We start from the raw sequence: 14,750 nt of genomic DNA, 5'->3' as shown, positions 1-14,750 counted from the left end.
CCCGGTTACATTCCGAACCCGGAAGCTAAGCCTCACAGCGCCGATGGTACTGCAGGGGGGACCCTGTGGGAGAGTAGGACGCCGCCGAACTAAATGTGAGAGAAAACCCCCGAGTCGTTGACTCGGGGGTTTTCTTGTTTTTCAGGACAATATTTGTCGCTGCTCTTTGCGACTGTCTCCGCGCTCAGAGGCGGCCGGCTGCCTTGAGCGCGAGGTAAGCGTCGGCGAGAGCGGAGGCGAGCTGGTCCGGTGCGGCGTCGACGACCGTGACACCGTGGCGGGTGAGCTTCTCCGCTGTACGACCGCGTTCTGCCTGTGCTTGTGCTGCGGCAGCTGCCTCGTAGACCCCGTCCGTTGTGCCACGTGTGGTGGCCATTTTCTGGATGCGGGGGTCGGCGACTGCGACCACAACGACGGTGTGGCGTTTGGTGAGTTGGGGGAGCACGGGGAGGAGGCCTTCCTCCACCGGTGCTGCGTCGAGGCTCGTAAGGAGGACGATCAGGGAGCGTCGTGATGCCGTATGCAGCGTCGTGGACGCCAGGCCGCGGGCATCGGTTTCGATGAGCTCGGGTTCGAGGGTTGCCATGGCGTTGACGAAGGACGGCAGGACGTCGCCGGCGGCCTTGCCCTGGACCAGGGCGCGGACGCGGCGGTCGTAGGCGAGAAGGTCCACGCGATCGCCGGCGCGTGTGGCCAGCGCTGCCAGGAGGAGGGCTGCGTCCATGGATGCGTCGAGGCGGGGCGCGTCGCCGACCCGGCCTGCCGACGTACGGCCGGTGTCCAGGACCAGCAGGATGCGGCGGTCGCGCTCGGGGCGCCATGTGCGGACTGCCACGGCGGACTGGCGGGCGGTGGCGCGCCAGTCGATGGAGCGGGTGTCGTCGCCTGGCACGTAGTCCCTGAGACTGTCGAACTCTGTGCCTTCGCCTCGGGTCAACAGGCTGGTACGGCCGTCGAGTTCACGCAGGCGCGCGAGCTTCGCCGGCAGGTGCCTGCGACTGTGGAAGGGCGGCAGGACGCGGACCGTCCAGGGAACTTTGTGGCTGCCTTGCCGAGTTAGAAGACCGAGCGGACCGTACGAGCGGACGGTGATCTGCGCCGCTTCGCGGTCGCCTCGACGAGTTGGGGTGAGACGGGTGATGACGCGCCGTCGTTCGCTGGAGGGAACGTCTACGCGATGGCGTGAGGCGTCCGTTTCCGTGCCGGTGGTCCAGCTGCTCGGGGGCCAGGCGTCGCGGAGTTGGGCGCGCAGCGGGCGATTGGATGGGTTCTCAATGGTGAGCGTGACGTCGGCAGGGTCACCGAGCCGGACGGACGTATCACCAGATCGAGTGAAGCGAAGCGAACGCACTGGCGCAGCAAGGACGTAGTCGCACATCATTGCGAGTGCGAGGGGTGAATTGACCGCGAGGATGCCAGTCCAGCTGGGCTCGAGCAGACCTACGGGGACGGAGCCAAGGGCCGCGAGCAGGGCGGCCCGACCGGTGAGTGCCATGGGGTCCTCGACTCAGCGGGGTACGGGGACGTTGGCGAGGATCGCGGTGATGACGGAGTCGGCAGTCACGCCTTCCATCTCTGCCTCCGGGCGGAGTTGGATGCGGTGCCGAAGGGTGGGCAGGGCCAGAGCTTTGACGTCGTCGGGCGTGACGTAGTCGCGGCCGGTGAGCCAGGCCCAGGCGCGTGCGGTGGAGAGCAGAGCGGTCGCACCTCGCGGCGAGACACCAAGAGTGAGTGACGGGGATTCGCGGGTGGCGCGGCAGATGTCCACTACGTAGCCGGTGATTTCAGGGGAGACAGCCGTCTTGGCCACGGCGGCTCGGGCTGCCTCGAGATCGGCAGGGCCGGCGACGGGGCGGAGCCCTGCGGCGTTCAGATCGCGGGGGTTGAAGCCCTCTGCGTGCCGGGTGAGGACGGAGATCTCGTCCTGGCGGGAGGGGAGAGGCACGTTCAGTTTGAGCAGGAAGCGGTCGAGCTGGGCTTCGGGGAGGGGGTACGTGCCCTCGTACTCGACCGGGTTCTGAGTGGCGGCGACGAGGAACGGTTCGGGGAGCGCGCGAGGGGTGCCGTCGACGGTGACCTGGCGCTCCTCCATGGCCTCCAGGAGGGAGGACTGGGTCTTCGGCGGGGTGCGGTTGATCTCGTCGGCGAGGAGGAGATTTGTGAAGACAGGGCCGGGTTGGAAGGAGAACTCAGCGGTGCGGGCGTCGTAGACCAGGGAGCCGGTGACGTCGCTGGGCATCAGGTCGGGGGTGAACTGGACGCGCTTGGTGTCCAGTTCGAGGGATGAGGCCAGGGCGCGTACGAGAAGGGTCTTGGCGACGCCGGGGACTCCCTCGAGAAGGACGTGGCCGCGGCAGAGGAGGGCGACCACCAGGCCGGTGACGGCCGGGTCCTGGCCGACGACGGCCTTGGCGATCTCGGCGCGCAGGGCCTCCAGGGAGGAGCGGGCGCGGTCCGCGTTCCCGGGGGTGTCGGAGATCGGGGCGCTCATGAGGTGCGTACCTCTCTTTCGAGGGCGTCGAGTTGGTCGGCGAGTGCGATCAGGGCTGCGTCGTCACCGGGGGGCGGGCCGAACAGGAGGGAGTGCAGGTCCCTGGTTCCGTCAGGGAGCCGGGTCGACAGCGCGGGGAGCATTTCCTCCGGGCTGAGTGCGTGCGATGGCGGGACGCCGACGAGCGGGGCGAGGCGGGTGAGGGCTGCGGTGCGCAGGGCTGTCGCGGCGCGATCGCGGGCGTTGGCCTTGCGGTAGAGGCGCGCTCTGCCTTCGGCGGCTTCGGAGGCGCGGATGGCGACCGGCAGTCGTTCGGGCACGAGAGGGCCGAGGCGGCGGGCGCGCCAGAGGGCTGCAAGGGCTGCGGCCACGGTGAGTTGGAGCGTGCCCCAGAGCCAGCCGGAAGGGATCAGGTCGGTGAAGCTGCGGTCGCCGCCGTCGGTGGCGGCTGAGTCGCCCAGGGAGGGGAGGTACCAGACCAGATGCGGGCGGGAACCGAGGAGTTGAAGGGCGAGCGAGGCGTTGCCACGGTCGTCGAGCAGGTCGTTCAGGAGGAGGCCGGGGCCGCCGAGCACCACGGTCTCGCCGTCTCTGGTGGGCAGATGCACCAGGGTCGGTTCGCCGTCCTCCGGGTAGCAGGACGTGGCCTGTTCATCCGAGACCGTATAGCGCATGCCGCCGGTGTCGGCGTCGCCGGCGCGTACCGCCTCGGGCAGGGCGCAGCCCGGCTTCAGCGCGGATTCGAAGCCCGGCACCGATGCCGTGATGCCCGGTGCCAGGCGGTCGACCGAGGCGGGGCCGGGCGAGACGAGCACGGTGCGGCCGCCGGAGTTCTGCGTCGCCTCGTGCAGCGCTGTCTGCTGCTTTTCCGTCAGGAGATCGGGGGAGGCGACCAGGAGCGTGGTGTCGGGGCCGGCGGCTTCGGCCGCGGCGGTGGACGTGGTGACGACTCGGGTGTCGACTCCTTGGTCCTTGAGGAGTTCCGCAACGGCCCTGCTGCCGGACGGGTCGAAGGAGCGCGGGTCGAGCCGGCCGTGCTGGTCGCCCGAGCGGACGGCCGCGATGGCGATGCCGGCGATCAGGAGCACGGTGACGGCGAGCAGGAGTCCGCGGGAGCGCGTCCACACGTGGCGGGCGGTGGGGGAGACCGAGGTGGTGGTGTGGGCCTCGGTCATCCGGCGGCCCCCTGGCCGGCGCCGCTGAGGGCGGGCCGGGTCTGCTCGAGTTCACGGTCGAGGTCGGCGAGGCGTCGGTACGCGCCTTCGTCCGCCGTACGGCCACCGTATGTGACGTCGTCGAAAGAGCGGGCTGCCGCGCGCAGGCGGTCCGTGTGGGCCGGCAGTGCGCGGCCTGCGTCGGCTGCGGCTTCGTCGGCGGTGCGGCCGGGACGTTCGTCGAGGAGGGCCCGTTCCTCGAGGGAGCGCACGATGGCGCGCATCCGTTCCTGGACGGCCTGGTTCCAGTGCTGGGCCGCCGCGTGTGCCTCGGCGGCGGCGCGGTGTTCGGCTGCGCTCCGCGGGCGGTCGTCGAACAGCTGGGGCGAGGTCGTGGGGGTGCGTCGGGGGGTGCCGAGCCGCCACCAGAGCGCGGCCACGAGCAGCAGCACGAAGACGGCGATGACGAGCAGGCCCAGCGCGCCGCCCGGGGTGGCCCCCGATGCGGCGCTGAAGAGATCGCCGATCCACTCCCAGAGACGGTCCATGACGCGTTCGAGCAGGCTCGGGTCGTTCTGGTGGTATCGCGGATCGGACAGCTCGCGCTCGGCGGCCTCCCGTGCCGGATCGCGCGGGACCGTCACCGGCGGCTCCTCGCCGGTGAACAGTCGCGGCAGTGCCGTGTACGTGGTTCCCCCCGACAAGATCACCGCATCAGCTCCCGGGGCGCGGGCCGGAGGTGCCGGGGCCGGACTGCTGCACACCGGCCGCGCGGGCGAGCTCGAGGTCGAGTGCTTCGCGGCGGATCCGCAGGTCGATGTAGAGCAGGACGCTGACTCCCGCGGTGATCGGGAAGGCCAGCATGGAGCCGACCACCGAGCCGATGCCCGTGATGATCAGGAACGTCCAGCCGGTGTTCCCGCCGGTCTCCAGGAAGCCGGTCATCCCGTCGCCGCTCAGGGCGCCCGCCAGGAAGGAGAAGGGGATGACGATGATCGACACCACGATGTTGACCAGGATCGCCGCGAGCAGCTGGATGCCGAAGACCCGCCACCAGGAGCCGCGTACCAACTTGGCCGAGCGGGTCAGGGCCTTGCGGATCGTCTGCTTCTCGAGCATCAGCGCCGGCGAGGACAGCGAGAAGCGCACCATCAGCCAGAGCGCCACGACGAAGGCGGCGAGGCCGCCCAGGATCGCCAGCGCCGCACCTCCCTCGGAGGCCCCGGCGGCGGCCACGAGGATGCCGGGAAGGGCACCGGCCGCGACCACGCCCGCCGCCATCAGGGGCAGCAGGAACGTGAGGCCGAGCAGACGCGGGAGCTGAGGCCGGGCGTCCTGCCAGGCCTCGCCGATCGTGACGGACTTCCCGAGCACCGCGCGGCTCGTGACCATCGTCAGGAGGGCCGTCACCACGAAGGTGGCCAGCAGGGAGAGGACGAGCAGGACACCGGTGTCGCGCATGACGTCGACCATGGCGCCGGTGAGTTCGCCGACCGTGGCGTCGGGGTCGTCGAGGACGGCCGTGCTGGCGTCGCTGTTGAGGACGAAGCCCTGCAGCAGGATCGCCACGATCTCGGTGATCACTGCCACCGTGAGGGAGATGCCGAGCACCGTGCGCCAGTGCGTACGCATCGTCGACACGGCGCCGTCGAGGATCTCGCCGACCCCCAGGGGACGGAGCGGGATGACGCCGGGCTTGGCCGCCGCCGGCGGTGCGTTCCAGCCGGGGCCCCGGCCGGGCGGGGTCGAGGGGCCGCCCCACTGCTGGGGACCGGGAGCGGGTTGCTGCCCGGGGGCGCCGGGTGCGGACCACTGGCCGGCCGGCGGCTGCTGCTTGGACCACTTGTCGGGAGCGGCATCCTGCTGGTCGGGAGATCCGGCGGGGCGGGGCACGGCGGGGTCCTGTCCCGAGGGCTGCCCGTCGGACTGTCCATCGGAGGGGGCAGATCCGGGCGAGGCCCAGCCCGGAGTGTCGTTCATCGTCGCTCCTTCACGGTGCCCGTCCGCGTGCGCGGCGGCGGGTTGGCAGCCATCGTGCCACGGCGTACCCGTTCGTGGACCGGGCAGGCGGGGCACTGCAAGGGCTGTACACCTTCAATTGTCCGCCTGGTACGGGGCAGACTGAGCGGATGGCTGATCACTACGCACCCTCCCGCAAGGACGGCCGGCCCGAGTTCATCCCCGCGATCCGCTGGGAGGAGCCACCCGAAGGCCCGGTGGTCGTACTCCTCGACCAGACACGGCTGCCTGCCGAGGAAGTGGAGTGGGTGTGTACCGACGCGCCTGCCCTGGTGCAGGCGATCCAGACACTGGCGGTGCGCGGCGCGCCTCTGCTCGGGATCGCGGGTGCGTACGGGGTGGCGCTGGCTGCGGCGCGCGGCTTCGACGTCGAGGAGGCGGCACAGTCCCTCGCCACCGCGCGGCCCACCGCGGTCAACCTCGCCCGCGGCGTGGCCCGCGCGCGCGATGCCCATCGGGCGGCGGTCCGGTCCGGGGCCGGTGAGAAGGAGGCGGCTGCGGCGGCCCTCGCCGAGGCACGGGCCCTGCACCAGGAGGACGCGGAGGCCGGCCGGCAGATGGCGCGGCACGGTCTCACGCTGCTCGACGAGCTGTTGTCCGGCGGCACCCACCGGATTCTCACGCACTGCAACACGGGTGCGCTGGTGTCCGGCGGCGAGGGCACGGCGTTCGCGGTGGCGCTCGAAGCGCACCGGGGCGGCAAGCTGCGCCGGCTCTGGGTGGACGAGACCCGGCCTCTGCTGCAGGGGGCGCGGCTCACCGCGTACGAGGCGGCCCGCAATGACATGCCGTACACCTTGCTGACCGACAACGCGGCGGGCTCGCTGTTCGCGGCGGGCGAGGTGGACGCCGTGCTGATCGGGGCGGACCGGATCGCGGCGGACGGGGCGGTGGCGAACAAGGTGGGGAGCTATCCGCTCGCGGTGCTCGCCCGGTACCACCATGTGCCGTTCATCGTGGTGGCGCCGCTGAGCACCGTCGACGAGGACACCCCGGACGGGGACGCGATCGAGGTGGAGCAGCGAGCGGGGCATGAGGTGACCGAGTTCGCCGCGGCGCAGCTGCCGACGGCCGGTGCCGAGGTCGGGGGCGGGATCCCGGTGGCGCCGTTGGGCACGCAGGCGTACAACCCGGCGTTCGATGTGACGCCGCCCGAGCTCGTGACGGCGATCGTCACCGAGCAGGGTGTGGTGTCTCCGGTCACAGCCGATGCGCTGGCCGAGCTGGTGGCCCGCGGGTCCGGGGGCGGCGCGGGCTGAGTGCGGGCCCGCGGGGCGGGAGGTTCCGGCCAACTTCCCTGTTTCGTACGCCGGTTCGAGGCTCGTCCGGCCTGTGTGGGCCGCTGTGTGTCGGCGTCTGTGCACAGGGGCAGACAGTGACTGCTCCAGGCGACTAGCGTCACGGGGCCGTGACCTACCTCACCAGGGCCTACTCCACCGTTACGAGAATGGGATGATGTCGACATGAAGGGACGAGTCCTTGTCGTCGACGACGACACCGCACTGGCAGAGATGCTTGGCATCGTGCTGCGCGGAGAAGGTTTTGAGCCGTCGTTCGTAGCGGACGGGGACAAGGCGCTGGCCGCGTTCCGTGAGGCCAAGCCCGATCTGGTGTTGCTGGACCTCATGCTGCCCGGTCGGGACGGCATCGAGGTCTGCCGTCTGATCCGGGCCGAGTCCGGCGTGCCGATCGTGATGCTCACCGCCAAAAGCGACACCGTCGATGTGGTGGTCGGGCTCGAGTCGGGCGCGGACGACTACATCGTGAAGCCGTTCAAGCCGAAGGAGCTCGTGGCCCGTATCCGGGCGCGGCTGCGGAGGTCCGAGGAGCCCGCTCCGGAGCAGCTGACCATCGGTGACCTCGTCATCGACGTGGCTGGGCACTCGGTGAAGCGGGACGGTCAGTCGATCGCGCTGACGCCGCTCGAGTTCGACCTCCTGGTCGCGCTGGCCCGTAAGCCGTGGCAGGTGTTCACGCGTGAGGTGCTCCTGGAGCAGGTCTGGGGTTACCGGCACGCGGCGGACACGCGGCTGGTCAATGTGCATGTGCAGCGGCTGCGTTCGAAGGTCGAGAAGGACCCCGAGCGCCCCGAGATCGTGGTGACCGTACGCGGCGTCGGCTACAAGGCCGGACCGAGCTGACGTGCCCAGGGACAGTGCCGCTTCGGCGTCCGGGCAGTCGGGCCGGCGCCCGGAGCGGCCGGTGGGCCCCGTCGGGCGCACGTCCCTGATCGGGCGGTTCCGCACCGGCGGGCAGCTGCTGCAGGACGGGGTGCAGAGCAGCCTCTTTCTGCGGCTGTTCACGCGCTGGGTGCGTCGTCCGCTGCTGCCCGTGATGCGGTTGTGGCGGCGCAACATCCAGCTGCGCGTGGTCGCGAGCACCCTGCTGATGTCCATCACCGTGGTGCTCGTGCTCGGCTTCGTCGTCGTCAGCCAGGTGAGCAACGGCCTGCTCGAGGCGCGGAAGAACGCCGCGCAGATCCAGGCCACGGGCGGGTTCAGCGCCGCGGCCGACTTCGTCGGGTCTCCCGGCGCCGACCGGGCGGACCGTGCGGCGCGCGGCGGTTCCGGCGTGGACGGGCTGACCCAGATGGTCGAGCAGCTGGCCAGTGGCGGGCAGGACGCCTTCCATGTGCTGGCGATCGCGTCCAGCGCCGACGGCGGTGCGGGCGGGAACCGGCTGCCGCGCGCCTCCGGCGACGTGGAGCCCGAGCTGACGGTGCCGCAGGACCTGCGCCAGGAGATCGACCGGCACTCGGGTGCCTTCCGGAGTTTCTCCACCCTCGTCTACGACGCGGATTCCGGACGTGAGCCGGAGCCCGCGCTCCTCATCGGCAAGCGCCTCGACGACATCAACGGGGACCCGTACCAGCTCTACTACGCCTTCCCCCTGACCCAGGAGGAGAAGACCCTCACCCTGGTCAAGGGCACGCTGGCGACGGCGGGGCTGTTCGTCGTCGTGCTGCTCGGCGCCATCGCCTGGCTCGTCGTGCGCCAGGTCGTGACGCCCGTGCGGATGGCCGCCGGGATCGCCGAGCGGCTCTCGGCCGGCAAGCTCCAGGAGCGGATGAAGGTCACCGGCGAGGACGACATCGCGCGGCTCGGCGAGGCCTTCAACAAGATGGCGCAGAACCTCCAGCTGAAGATCCAGCAGCTCGAGGAGCTGTCGCGGATGCAGCGGCGGTTCGTCTCCGATGTCTCGCACGAGCTGCGCACCCCGCTGACCACGGTCCGTATGGCCGCCGATGTCATCCACGAGGCGCGCGTCGACTTCGACCCGGTGACCGCGCGTTCGGCGGAGCTGCTCACGGATCAGCTCGACCGTTTCGAGTCGCTGCTCGCCGACCTGCTGGAGATCAGCCGGTTCGACGCGGGGGCGGCTGCGCTCGAGGCCGAGCCCATAGATCTGCGCGAAGTCGTGCGCAGGGTCGTGGGCGGTGCCGAGCCGCTGGCCGAGCGCAAGGGCAGCCGGATCCGGATCGTCGGCGACGCGCAGCCGGTGATAGCGGAGGCGGACGCCCGGCGCGTCGAGCGCGTGCTGCGCAACCTCGTGGTCAACGCGGTGGAGCACGGCGACGGCAAGGATGTCGTCGTGCGGCTCGGCGCGGCCGGCGGTGCCGTCGCGGTGGCCGTACGGGACTACGGGGTCGGGCTCAAGCCGGGCGAGGCGACCCGGGTGTTCAACCGTTTCTGGCGGGCCGACCCGGCCCGCGCCCGCACCACCGGCGGCACCGGCCTCGGCCTGTCGATCGCCCTGGAGGACGCGCGGCTGCACGGCGGCTGGCTCCAGGCCTGGGGTGAGCCGGGCGGTGGTTCGCAGTTCCGGCTCACGTTGCCGCGTACCGCGGACGAGCCGTTGCGCGGTTCGCCGATACCGCTGGAGCCGGAGGACTCGCGCCGCAACCGCGGACTGAGCGAGGCGGGACTGCCGTCCGGTGGTCAGAGCAAGCGCGCCACGGTGCCGGCCCAGTCGGCCGCCCAGGAGCGCGTGCCGGGGCCGATACCCTCCGCCGTCTCCGTATCCGCATCCCGCCCGAGCACGGTGGACCCGGCGGCCCTGCCGGGCAACGGCGCGCGCGTGGTGCCGCGCCCGACCCGGAGCAGGGACGACGAGATCGGGACGGAGACCGCGGCCGGGACCGACACCGAGACCGGGGCCGAGGTGGACGGATCGCGGCGCGGGGACGGCGCGGGCGAAGGCGTGAGTGAAGGGGAGGACAGCCGTGGGCGCTGAACGGGCCGGGCGCAGGCGGCCGTTGGTCCGCAGGATCGCGCTGCTCAGCTGCGGCGGTGTGCTGCTGTCGGCCTGCGCGTCGATGCCCAGCAGCGGCGAGCCCGAGCCGGTGGACGCCTCGCCCAACAAGCCGAAGGTGCGTGTGTTCGCGGCGCCGCCGAAGGACGACGCCCAGCCCGGGGAGATCATCGACGGCTTCCTGGAGACGCTGACCGGTGACGATCCCGACTTCTCGATCGCCCGCAAATACCTGACGGCCGATGCCGCGAAGGACTGGGACCCCGACAGCTCCACGACGATTCTCGCGGATGGGCCGAAGGCGGGTCCGCAGAAGCCCGAGCAGGGCCAGGGCCAGGACTCGCAGAGCCGCACCTACCAGCTGACCGGCACCCGTGTGGCGACCCTCGACGCCGATCACGCCTACCGGCCCGAGCTCGAAGCGCCGGATTACGCGGAGGCCATCCAGCTCGTCAAGGAAGGCAAGAAGGGCAACGAGCAGTGGCGTATCGCCTCCCCGCCCCAGGGTGTGGTGCTCGGTGAGCCCGACTTCCAGCGGCTCTACAAGCCCGTGGACAAGTACTACTACGCGTCGGGCGACTCCCGGGGCGACGAGGCGAATCCGCCGTCGGACCCCCTGGTCGCCGACCCCGTCTACGTACGCGGTGATCCGGACCCGCAGCTGACCGACGTCGTGGAGGAGCTCCTCGCCGGGCCGACCAACTGGCTGGACACGGTGGTGTCTTCGCGTTTCCCCAGCGGTACGGCGCTGCGCAAGGGCACCAAGGAGCTCACGCCGGACGACCAGAAGCATCTGCGGGTGCCGCTGAACAAGAAGGCGGACGACATCGGGCAGGACCGCTGCAAGGAGATGGCCGCCCAGATCTACTTCACGCTGAACAACCTGACCGCGCCGTCCGGCATCGACCAGGTCGAACTGCTGCGCTCCGACGGGGCTTCGTCGCTCTGCGTCCTCGGCCGCAGCGAGGCCCAGACCTTCGCGCCGGACGCCGCGGCGAAGCCCAAGTCCCAGTACTTCGTGGACAAGAAGCACCGGCTGGTGCAGATCTCCAAGGGCGCCGAGGAGCCCACGGCGGTGCCGGGCGCGCTCGGCGAGGGGAAGCAGGAGCTGCGGTCGGCGGCCGTGTCGCGCAACGAGAAGTGGGGCGCCGGTGTGTCCGGGGACGGGCGTTCGCTGTTCATCGGTGCGCTGATCGACAAGACCCAGTCCGAGAAGACCCAGGTGACCAGCACCGCCGAGAAGGAGGGGGACCGTCTCACGGCGCCCAGTTGGGACGGACGCGGTGACCTGTGGGTGGCCGACGCGGACCCGAAGAAGCCGCGGCTGCTGTGGCTGGCCAAGGGGCAGGGCGAACCGGTGGAGGTCGGGTTCGACCGGCCGCTGGGCAAGGACGGCATCGGACGGGTCAAGGCGGTACGGGTCGCCGCGGACGGTGTCCGTATCGCGCTGCTCATCGAGAAGGACGGCAGGACCACGCTGAACGTCGGCCGGATCGAGCGCGGCTCCAAGGGCGGCGTTCCTCAGCTGACCGTGGCCGAACTGCGCCCCGCCGCCCCGAAGATGGAGGAGGTCACGGCGGTGTCCTGGGCCGGTGGCAGCCGGCTTCTGCTGGTGGGCCGCGCGGTCGAAGGGGTGCAGCAGATGCGGTTCGTGCAGAGCGACGGTTCGCTGCTTCCGGACGAGCCGACGCTGCCCGGTCTGGCCGACGTCACGGCCGTCTCGGCGGCCGAGGCCCCGGACCTGCCGCTCGTGGCGCGGTCCGAGACGGACGGGATCGTGCGGCTCGTCGACGGCGAGGACTGGAAGCCGGTGGACAAGGACGGGACGGCTCCGGTCTATCCCGGGTGATGGCTCCGGCTTCTCCATCCGGGGTGACGGCTCGAACCCTCTCGGCACGGGCTCATGTCCTGCCCAGCAGCCCGACGCCCGCGTGAACTCCGGCCGCTCGGGTAGGCGGCCCTCAACCCCCGTTTCCCGTACGGAGTTGTCCACAGCACCGTCACGTTGCGTGCAGTTATCCACAGGGGTGGCCGGACGTCATCCCGCTTGGCACAGTGGGGACATGCGGGGGTGGTGGCAGGACTTCACCGACCTGGTGCTGCCGGCCGACTGCGGTGGCTGTGGTCGCGCCCGTACAGCGCTGTGCGAGCCCTGTCGCAGAGCACTGTGCGGGGCTGTTCCGCGACGGGTACGTCCGTGGCCCGCACCGCCCGGGCTGCCGGTCGTGCACGCGGCGGCGCCCTACGCGGACGCGGTGCGCGCGGTGCTGCTCGCGCACAAGGAGCGCGGCGCTCTGGTCCTCGCCGGAGCGCTGGGCGAGGCGCTCGCGCAGGCGGTGCGCGCAGGGGCAGGACCGCGGCAGGACGGCGGGCCGCTGCTGCTCGTGCCGGTGCCGTCGGCCCGGCGGGCGACGGCCGCGCGCGGGCATGATCCGGTCCGCCGGATCGCGCTGGCCGCCTCCCGCGCCCTGCGGCGGGACGGGGTGCCAGCGCGGGTGCTGTCGGTGCTGCGCCAGCGGCGGGCGGTGGCGGACCAGTCGGGGCTCGACGCGAGACAGAGGCTGGTGAACCTGACGGGTGCGTTGGACGTTTTTCCGGGTACGGAACGGTTGTTGGCCACGGGACGGGTGGTGCTGGTGGACGACCTCATGACGACCGGCGCCTCGCTGACCGAAGCGGCCCGTGCATTGCGTGCCGTGACACGGCCGCAAAGCGCGCCGGTGGCGCCGGGCGCGGAAAGACCGCGGAACGGGGGAAGCACGGGATTCCTTCGAACACAGGCTGCGGTCGTTGCCGCTTCACCGGATTCTTTCGAAATAAACCGGAACTGACTGAGAACTTGCATCGTTGCAGGTAGTGAGAGTGCACGTTCACCTGAACGGAGGTACGCGACAGTAGAGGGTGACGACATCCGTCCGGGCGAGATATGTTCGGTTGTGAGGCCTCCGGAGAAGCTTCGAAGAACTTTTCCGGGAAGCGCGCCTCGTATATCGGAATGCCGCCTTGCGTGGATTGCCGTTGGCTTTCGGCAATCACCCGCAAGAGGTGGGGTGGAGATCTTGCCCATGGGGGAGGAGGAGGTGGAAGTCACCGAGTCCGAGGCTCCGGGGCTCACCGGAGTCTGGTGCAAAAGGGAGATGCTCCGCCTGTAGGAGCGGAGCTATCCGGGAACGGAGTTCTGCGTGGACATCGTCGTCAAGGGCCGCAAGACCGAGGTGCCCGAGCGGTTCCGCAAGCACGTGGCCGAGAAGCTGAAGCTGGAGAAGATCCAGAAGCTCGACGGCAAGGTGATCAGCCTCGACGTCGAGGTGTCCAAGGAGCCCAACCCCCGGCAGGCCGACCGCAGCGACCGGGTGGAGATCACCCTCCGTTCGCGCGGTCCGGTGATCCGGGCCGAGGCATCCGCAAGCGACCCCTATGCGGCGCTGGACCTGGCCCAGGAGAAGCTGGAAGCCCGACTGCGCAAGCAGCACAGCAAGCGCTCCTCCCGGCGTGGCACAGGCCGGCTCTCGGCGGCCGAGGTGGCCGACCGCGTCCCGGGCGCCGCGACGCTCAACGGGGACGGCACGCCCGCAGCCGAGGGCGAGGACGATGCGGTGCCCACCAAGCGCATCGGATCGCTGGAGATCCAGGGCGAGGGCCCGCTGGTCGTCCGCGAGAAGACGCACGTGGCTGCCCCGATGTCGCTCGACCAGGCGCTCTACGAGATGGAGCTGGTCGGGCACGACTTCTATCTGTTCGTCGACTCCGAGACCAAGGAACCGAGTGTCGTCTACCGGCGGCACGCCTACGACTACGGCGTCATCCACCTGAACACGGACCCGATGGTCGCCAAGGCCGAATCGCCCGGTGCGGGCGGTGCGCTCGGCGGCTGATGTTCCGCGGTGACCGACCGTCGGTGCCCCTGGGGACGCTCCGTGCGCCCCGGGGGCACCGGTGTGCGACCCCTTGAGGCCCTCGGGGGCACTGCGCCGGCGTCCGGGCATGAAATCATGGCCTCGCAGACCAACCCGCGTACTGCCGACGCAGGTTGGCGGACCACAGCAGGCCTCGGCCTTCAGGGGGAGGAACGATGGCGGACAGTTTCGGACCGATGCGTGACGAGGATGCCGACGACGGCGTCCGCGTCGGCTCGGGCATCGGCGAGGACGCCGGTCCGGACGCCGCGCGCAAGGAGCCGATCCGGGTCCTTGTCGTGGACGACCACGCCCTGTTCCGCCGCGGCCTCGAGATCGTCCTCGCGCAGGAGGAGGACATCCAGGTGGTGGGCGAGGCGGGCGACGGGGCCGAGGCCGTGGACAAGGCCGCCGACCTGCTGCCCGACATCGTCCTCATGGACGTGCGGATGCCCAAGCGCGGCGGCATCGAGGCCTGCACCTCCATCAAGGAGGTGGCCCCCAGCGCGAAGATCATCATGCTGACGATCAGCGACGAGGAGGCCGACCTCTACGACGCGATCAAGGCCGGGGCCACCGGCTATCTGCTCAAGGAGATCTCCACCGACGAGGTGGCCACGGCCATCCGCGCGGTGGCGGACGGGCAGTCGCAGATCAGCCCGTCGATGGCGTCGAAGCTGCTCACCGAGTTCAAGTCGATGATCCAGCGCACCGACGAGCGCCGGCTCGTGCCCGCGCCGCGGCTGACCGACCGCGAGCTCGAGGTCCTGAAGCTCGTGGCGACCGGAATGAACAACCGGGACATCGCCAAGCAGCTGTTCATCTCCGAGAACACCGTGAAGAACCATGTCCGCAACATCCTGGAGAAGCTGCAGCTGCACTCCCGGATGGAGGCGGTGGTGTACGCGATGCGGGAGAAGATCCTCGAGATCCGGTGAG

The 14,750-nt window shown here is 70.7% G+C and carries 12 protein-coding genes and 1 rRNA gene; 8 read left to right on the top strand and 5 right to left on the bottom strand.

Annotated features, from left to right (window positions below; genetic code table 11):
• Positions 1–90 (top strand): 5S ribosomal RNA (gene rrf / locus BLT97_RS24290); the annotation flags it as partial.
• A gap of 94 nt (positions 91–184) precedes the next feature.
• Here rrf and BLT97_RS24285 read toward each other — a convergent pair.
• The 5 genes from BLT97_RS24285 to BLT97_RS24265 are packed head-to-tail and all read right to left on the bottom strand — an operon-like array spanning position 185 to position 5,625.
• Positions 185–1,495 carry a DUF58 domain-containing protein gene (locus BLT97_RS24285; protein WP_093613669.1) on the bottom strand — a complete coding sequence of 437 codons (1,311 nt, stop codon included), beginning with the start codon at positions 1,493–1,495 and terminating at the stop codon, positions 185–187.
• Between the two features lie 12 nt (positions 1,496–1,507).
• Positions 1,508–2,491 carry an AAA family ATPase gene (locus BLT97_RS24280; RefSeq protein WP_093613667.1) on the bottom strand — a complete coding sequence of 328 codons (984 nt, stop codon included), beginning with the start codon at positions 2,489–2,491 and terminating at the stop codon, positions 1,508–1,510.
• Positions 2,488–3,666 carry a DUF4350 domain-containing protein gene (locus BLT97_RS24275; protein WP_093613665.1) on the bottom strand — a complete coding sequence of 393 codons (1,179 nt, stop codon included), beginning with the start codon at positions 3,664–3,666 and terminating at the stop codon, positions 2,488–2,490. Before BLT97_RS24275 ends, BLT97_RS24280 begins: the two co-directional genes overlap by 4 nt.
• Positions 3,663–4,355, bottom strand: a complete 693-nt coding sequence (locus BLT97_RS24270; RefSeq protein WP_093613663.1) for a DUF4129 domain-containing protein — start codon at positions 4,353–4,355, stop codon at positions 3,663–3,665. Before BLT97_RS24270 ends, BLT97_RS24275 begins: the two co-directional genes overlap by 4 nt.
• Positions 4,356–4,359: 4 nt before the next feature.
• On the bottom strand, positions 4,360–5,625 hold the full coding sequence (locus tag BLT97_RS24265) for a DUF7847 domain-containing protein (RefSeq protein ID WP_093613661.1): 1,266 nt from the start codon (positions 5,623–5,625) through the stop codon (positions 4,360–4,362).
• A gap of 149 nt (positions 5,626–5,774) precedes the next feature.
• Between BLT97_RS24265 and mtnA the strand changes: the two genes are divergently transcribed.
• From mtnA to BLT97_RS24225, 7 genes are all read left to right on the top strand, one after another.
• Positions 5,775–6,923 (top strand): S-methyl-5-thioribose-1-phosphate isomerase, encoded by a 1,149-nt coding sequence (gene mtnA / locus BLT97_RS24260; RefSeq protein ID WP_093613659.1) that lies wholly within the window; start codon positions 5,775–5,777, stop codon positions 6,921–6,923.
• A 204-nt stretch (positions 6,924–7,127) separates the two neighbouring features.
• On the top strand, positions 7,128–7,805 hold the full coding sequence (gene mtrA / locus BLT97_RS24255; RefSeq protein ID WP_010356958.1) for a two-component system response regulator MtrA: 678 nt from the start codon (positions 7,128–7,130) through the stop codon (positions 7,803–7,805).
• Between the two features lies 1 nt (position 7,806).
• Positions 7,807–9,897 (top strand): MtrAB system histidine kinase MtrB, encoded by a 2,091-nt coding sequence (mtrB, locus tag BLT97_RS24250; RefSeq protein WP_093613657.1) that lies wholly within the window; start codon positions 7,807–7,809, stop codon positions 9,895–9,897.
• Positions 9,887–11,764: an LpqB family beta-propeller domain-containing protein gene (locus BLT97_RS24245; protein ID WP_342742769.1), complete on the top strand. Its 1,878-nt coding sequence runs from the start codon at positions 9,887–9,889 to the stop codon at positions 11,762–11,764. The genes mtrB and BLT97_RS24245 overlap by 11 nt, the downstream gene beginning before the upstream one ends.
• Before the next feature lie 214 nt (positions 11,765–11,978).
• Entirely contained in the window at positions 11,979–12,746 is a 768-nt protein-coding gene (locus BLT97_RS24240) for a ComF family protein (RefSeq protein WP_093613655.1), read from the top strand.
• Between the two features lie 351 nt (positions 12,747–13,097).
• A complete protein-coding gene (hpf, locus tag BLT97_RS24230; protein WP_093613651.1) occupies positions 13,098–13,790 on the top strand; it encodes a ribosome hibernation-promoting factor, HPF/YfiA family in 693 nt (230 codons plus the stop codon).
• Between the two features lie 197 nt (positions 13,791–13,987).
• The gene (locus tag BLT97_RS24225) at positions 13,988–14,749 is read left to right on the top strand and encodes a response regulator (RefSeq protein WP_093613649.1); all 762 of its coding nucleotides are present in this window, start codon (positions 13,988–13,990) and stop codon (positions 14,747–14,749) included.
• Position 14,750: the final 1 nt, after the last annotated feature.

Origin of the sequence: Streptomyces indicus (assembly GCF_900100315.1) — a bacterium.
Classification (GTDB): domain Bacteria; phylum Actinomycetota; class Actinomycetes; order Streptomycetales; family Streptomycetaceae; genus Streptomyces; species Streptomyces indicus.
The sequence above is the reverse complement of the archived record's forward strand: the minus strand, read 5'-3'. Positions and strand labels throughout refer to the sequence as shown.

Bases quoted from the DNA above. Each gene is read 5' to 3' on its own strand.
- mtnA (WP_093613659.1), top strand. From the start codon at position 5,775: ATGGCTGATCACTACGCACCCTCCCGCAAGGACGGCCGGCCCGAGTTC.
- mtrA (WP_010356958.1), top strand. From the start codon at position 7,128: ATGAAGGGACGAGTCCTTGTCGTCGACGACGACACCGCACTGGCAGAG.
- BLT97_RS24280 (WP_093613667.1), bottom strand. From the start codon at position 2,491: ATGAGCGCCCCGATCTCCGACACCCCCGGGAACGCGGACCGCGCCCGC.
- BLT97_RS24225 (WP_093613649.1), top strand. From the start codon at position 13,988: ATGGCGGACAGTTTCGGACCGATGCGTGACGAGGATGCCGACGACGGC.
- BLT97_RS24240 (WP_093613655.1), top strand. From the start codon at position 11,979: ATGCGGGGGTGGTGGCAGGACTTCACCGACCTGGTGCTGCCGGCCGAC.
- BLT97_RS24275 (WP_093613665.1), bottom strand. From the start codon at position 3,666: ATGACCGAGGCCCACACCACCACCTCGGTCTCCCCCACCGCCCGCCAC.
- BLT97_RS24265 (WP_093613661.1), bottom strand. From the start codon at position 5,625: ATGAACGACACTCCGGGCTGGGCCTCGCCCGGATCTGCCCCCTCCGAT.
- BLT97_RS24285 (WP_093613669.1), bottom strand. From the start codon at position 1,495: ATGGCACTCACCGGTCGGGCCGCCCTGCTCGCGGCCCTTGGCTCCGTC.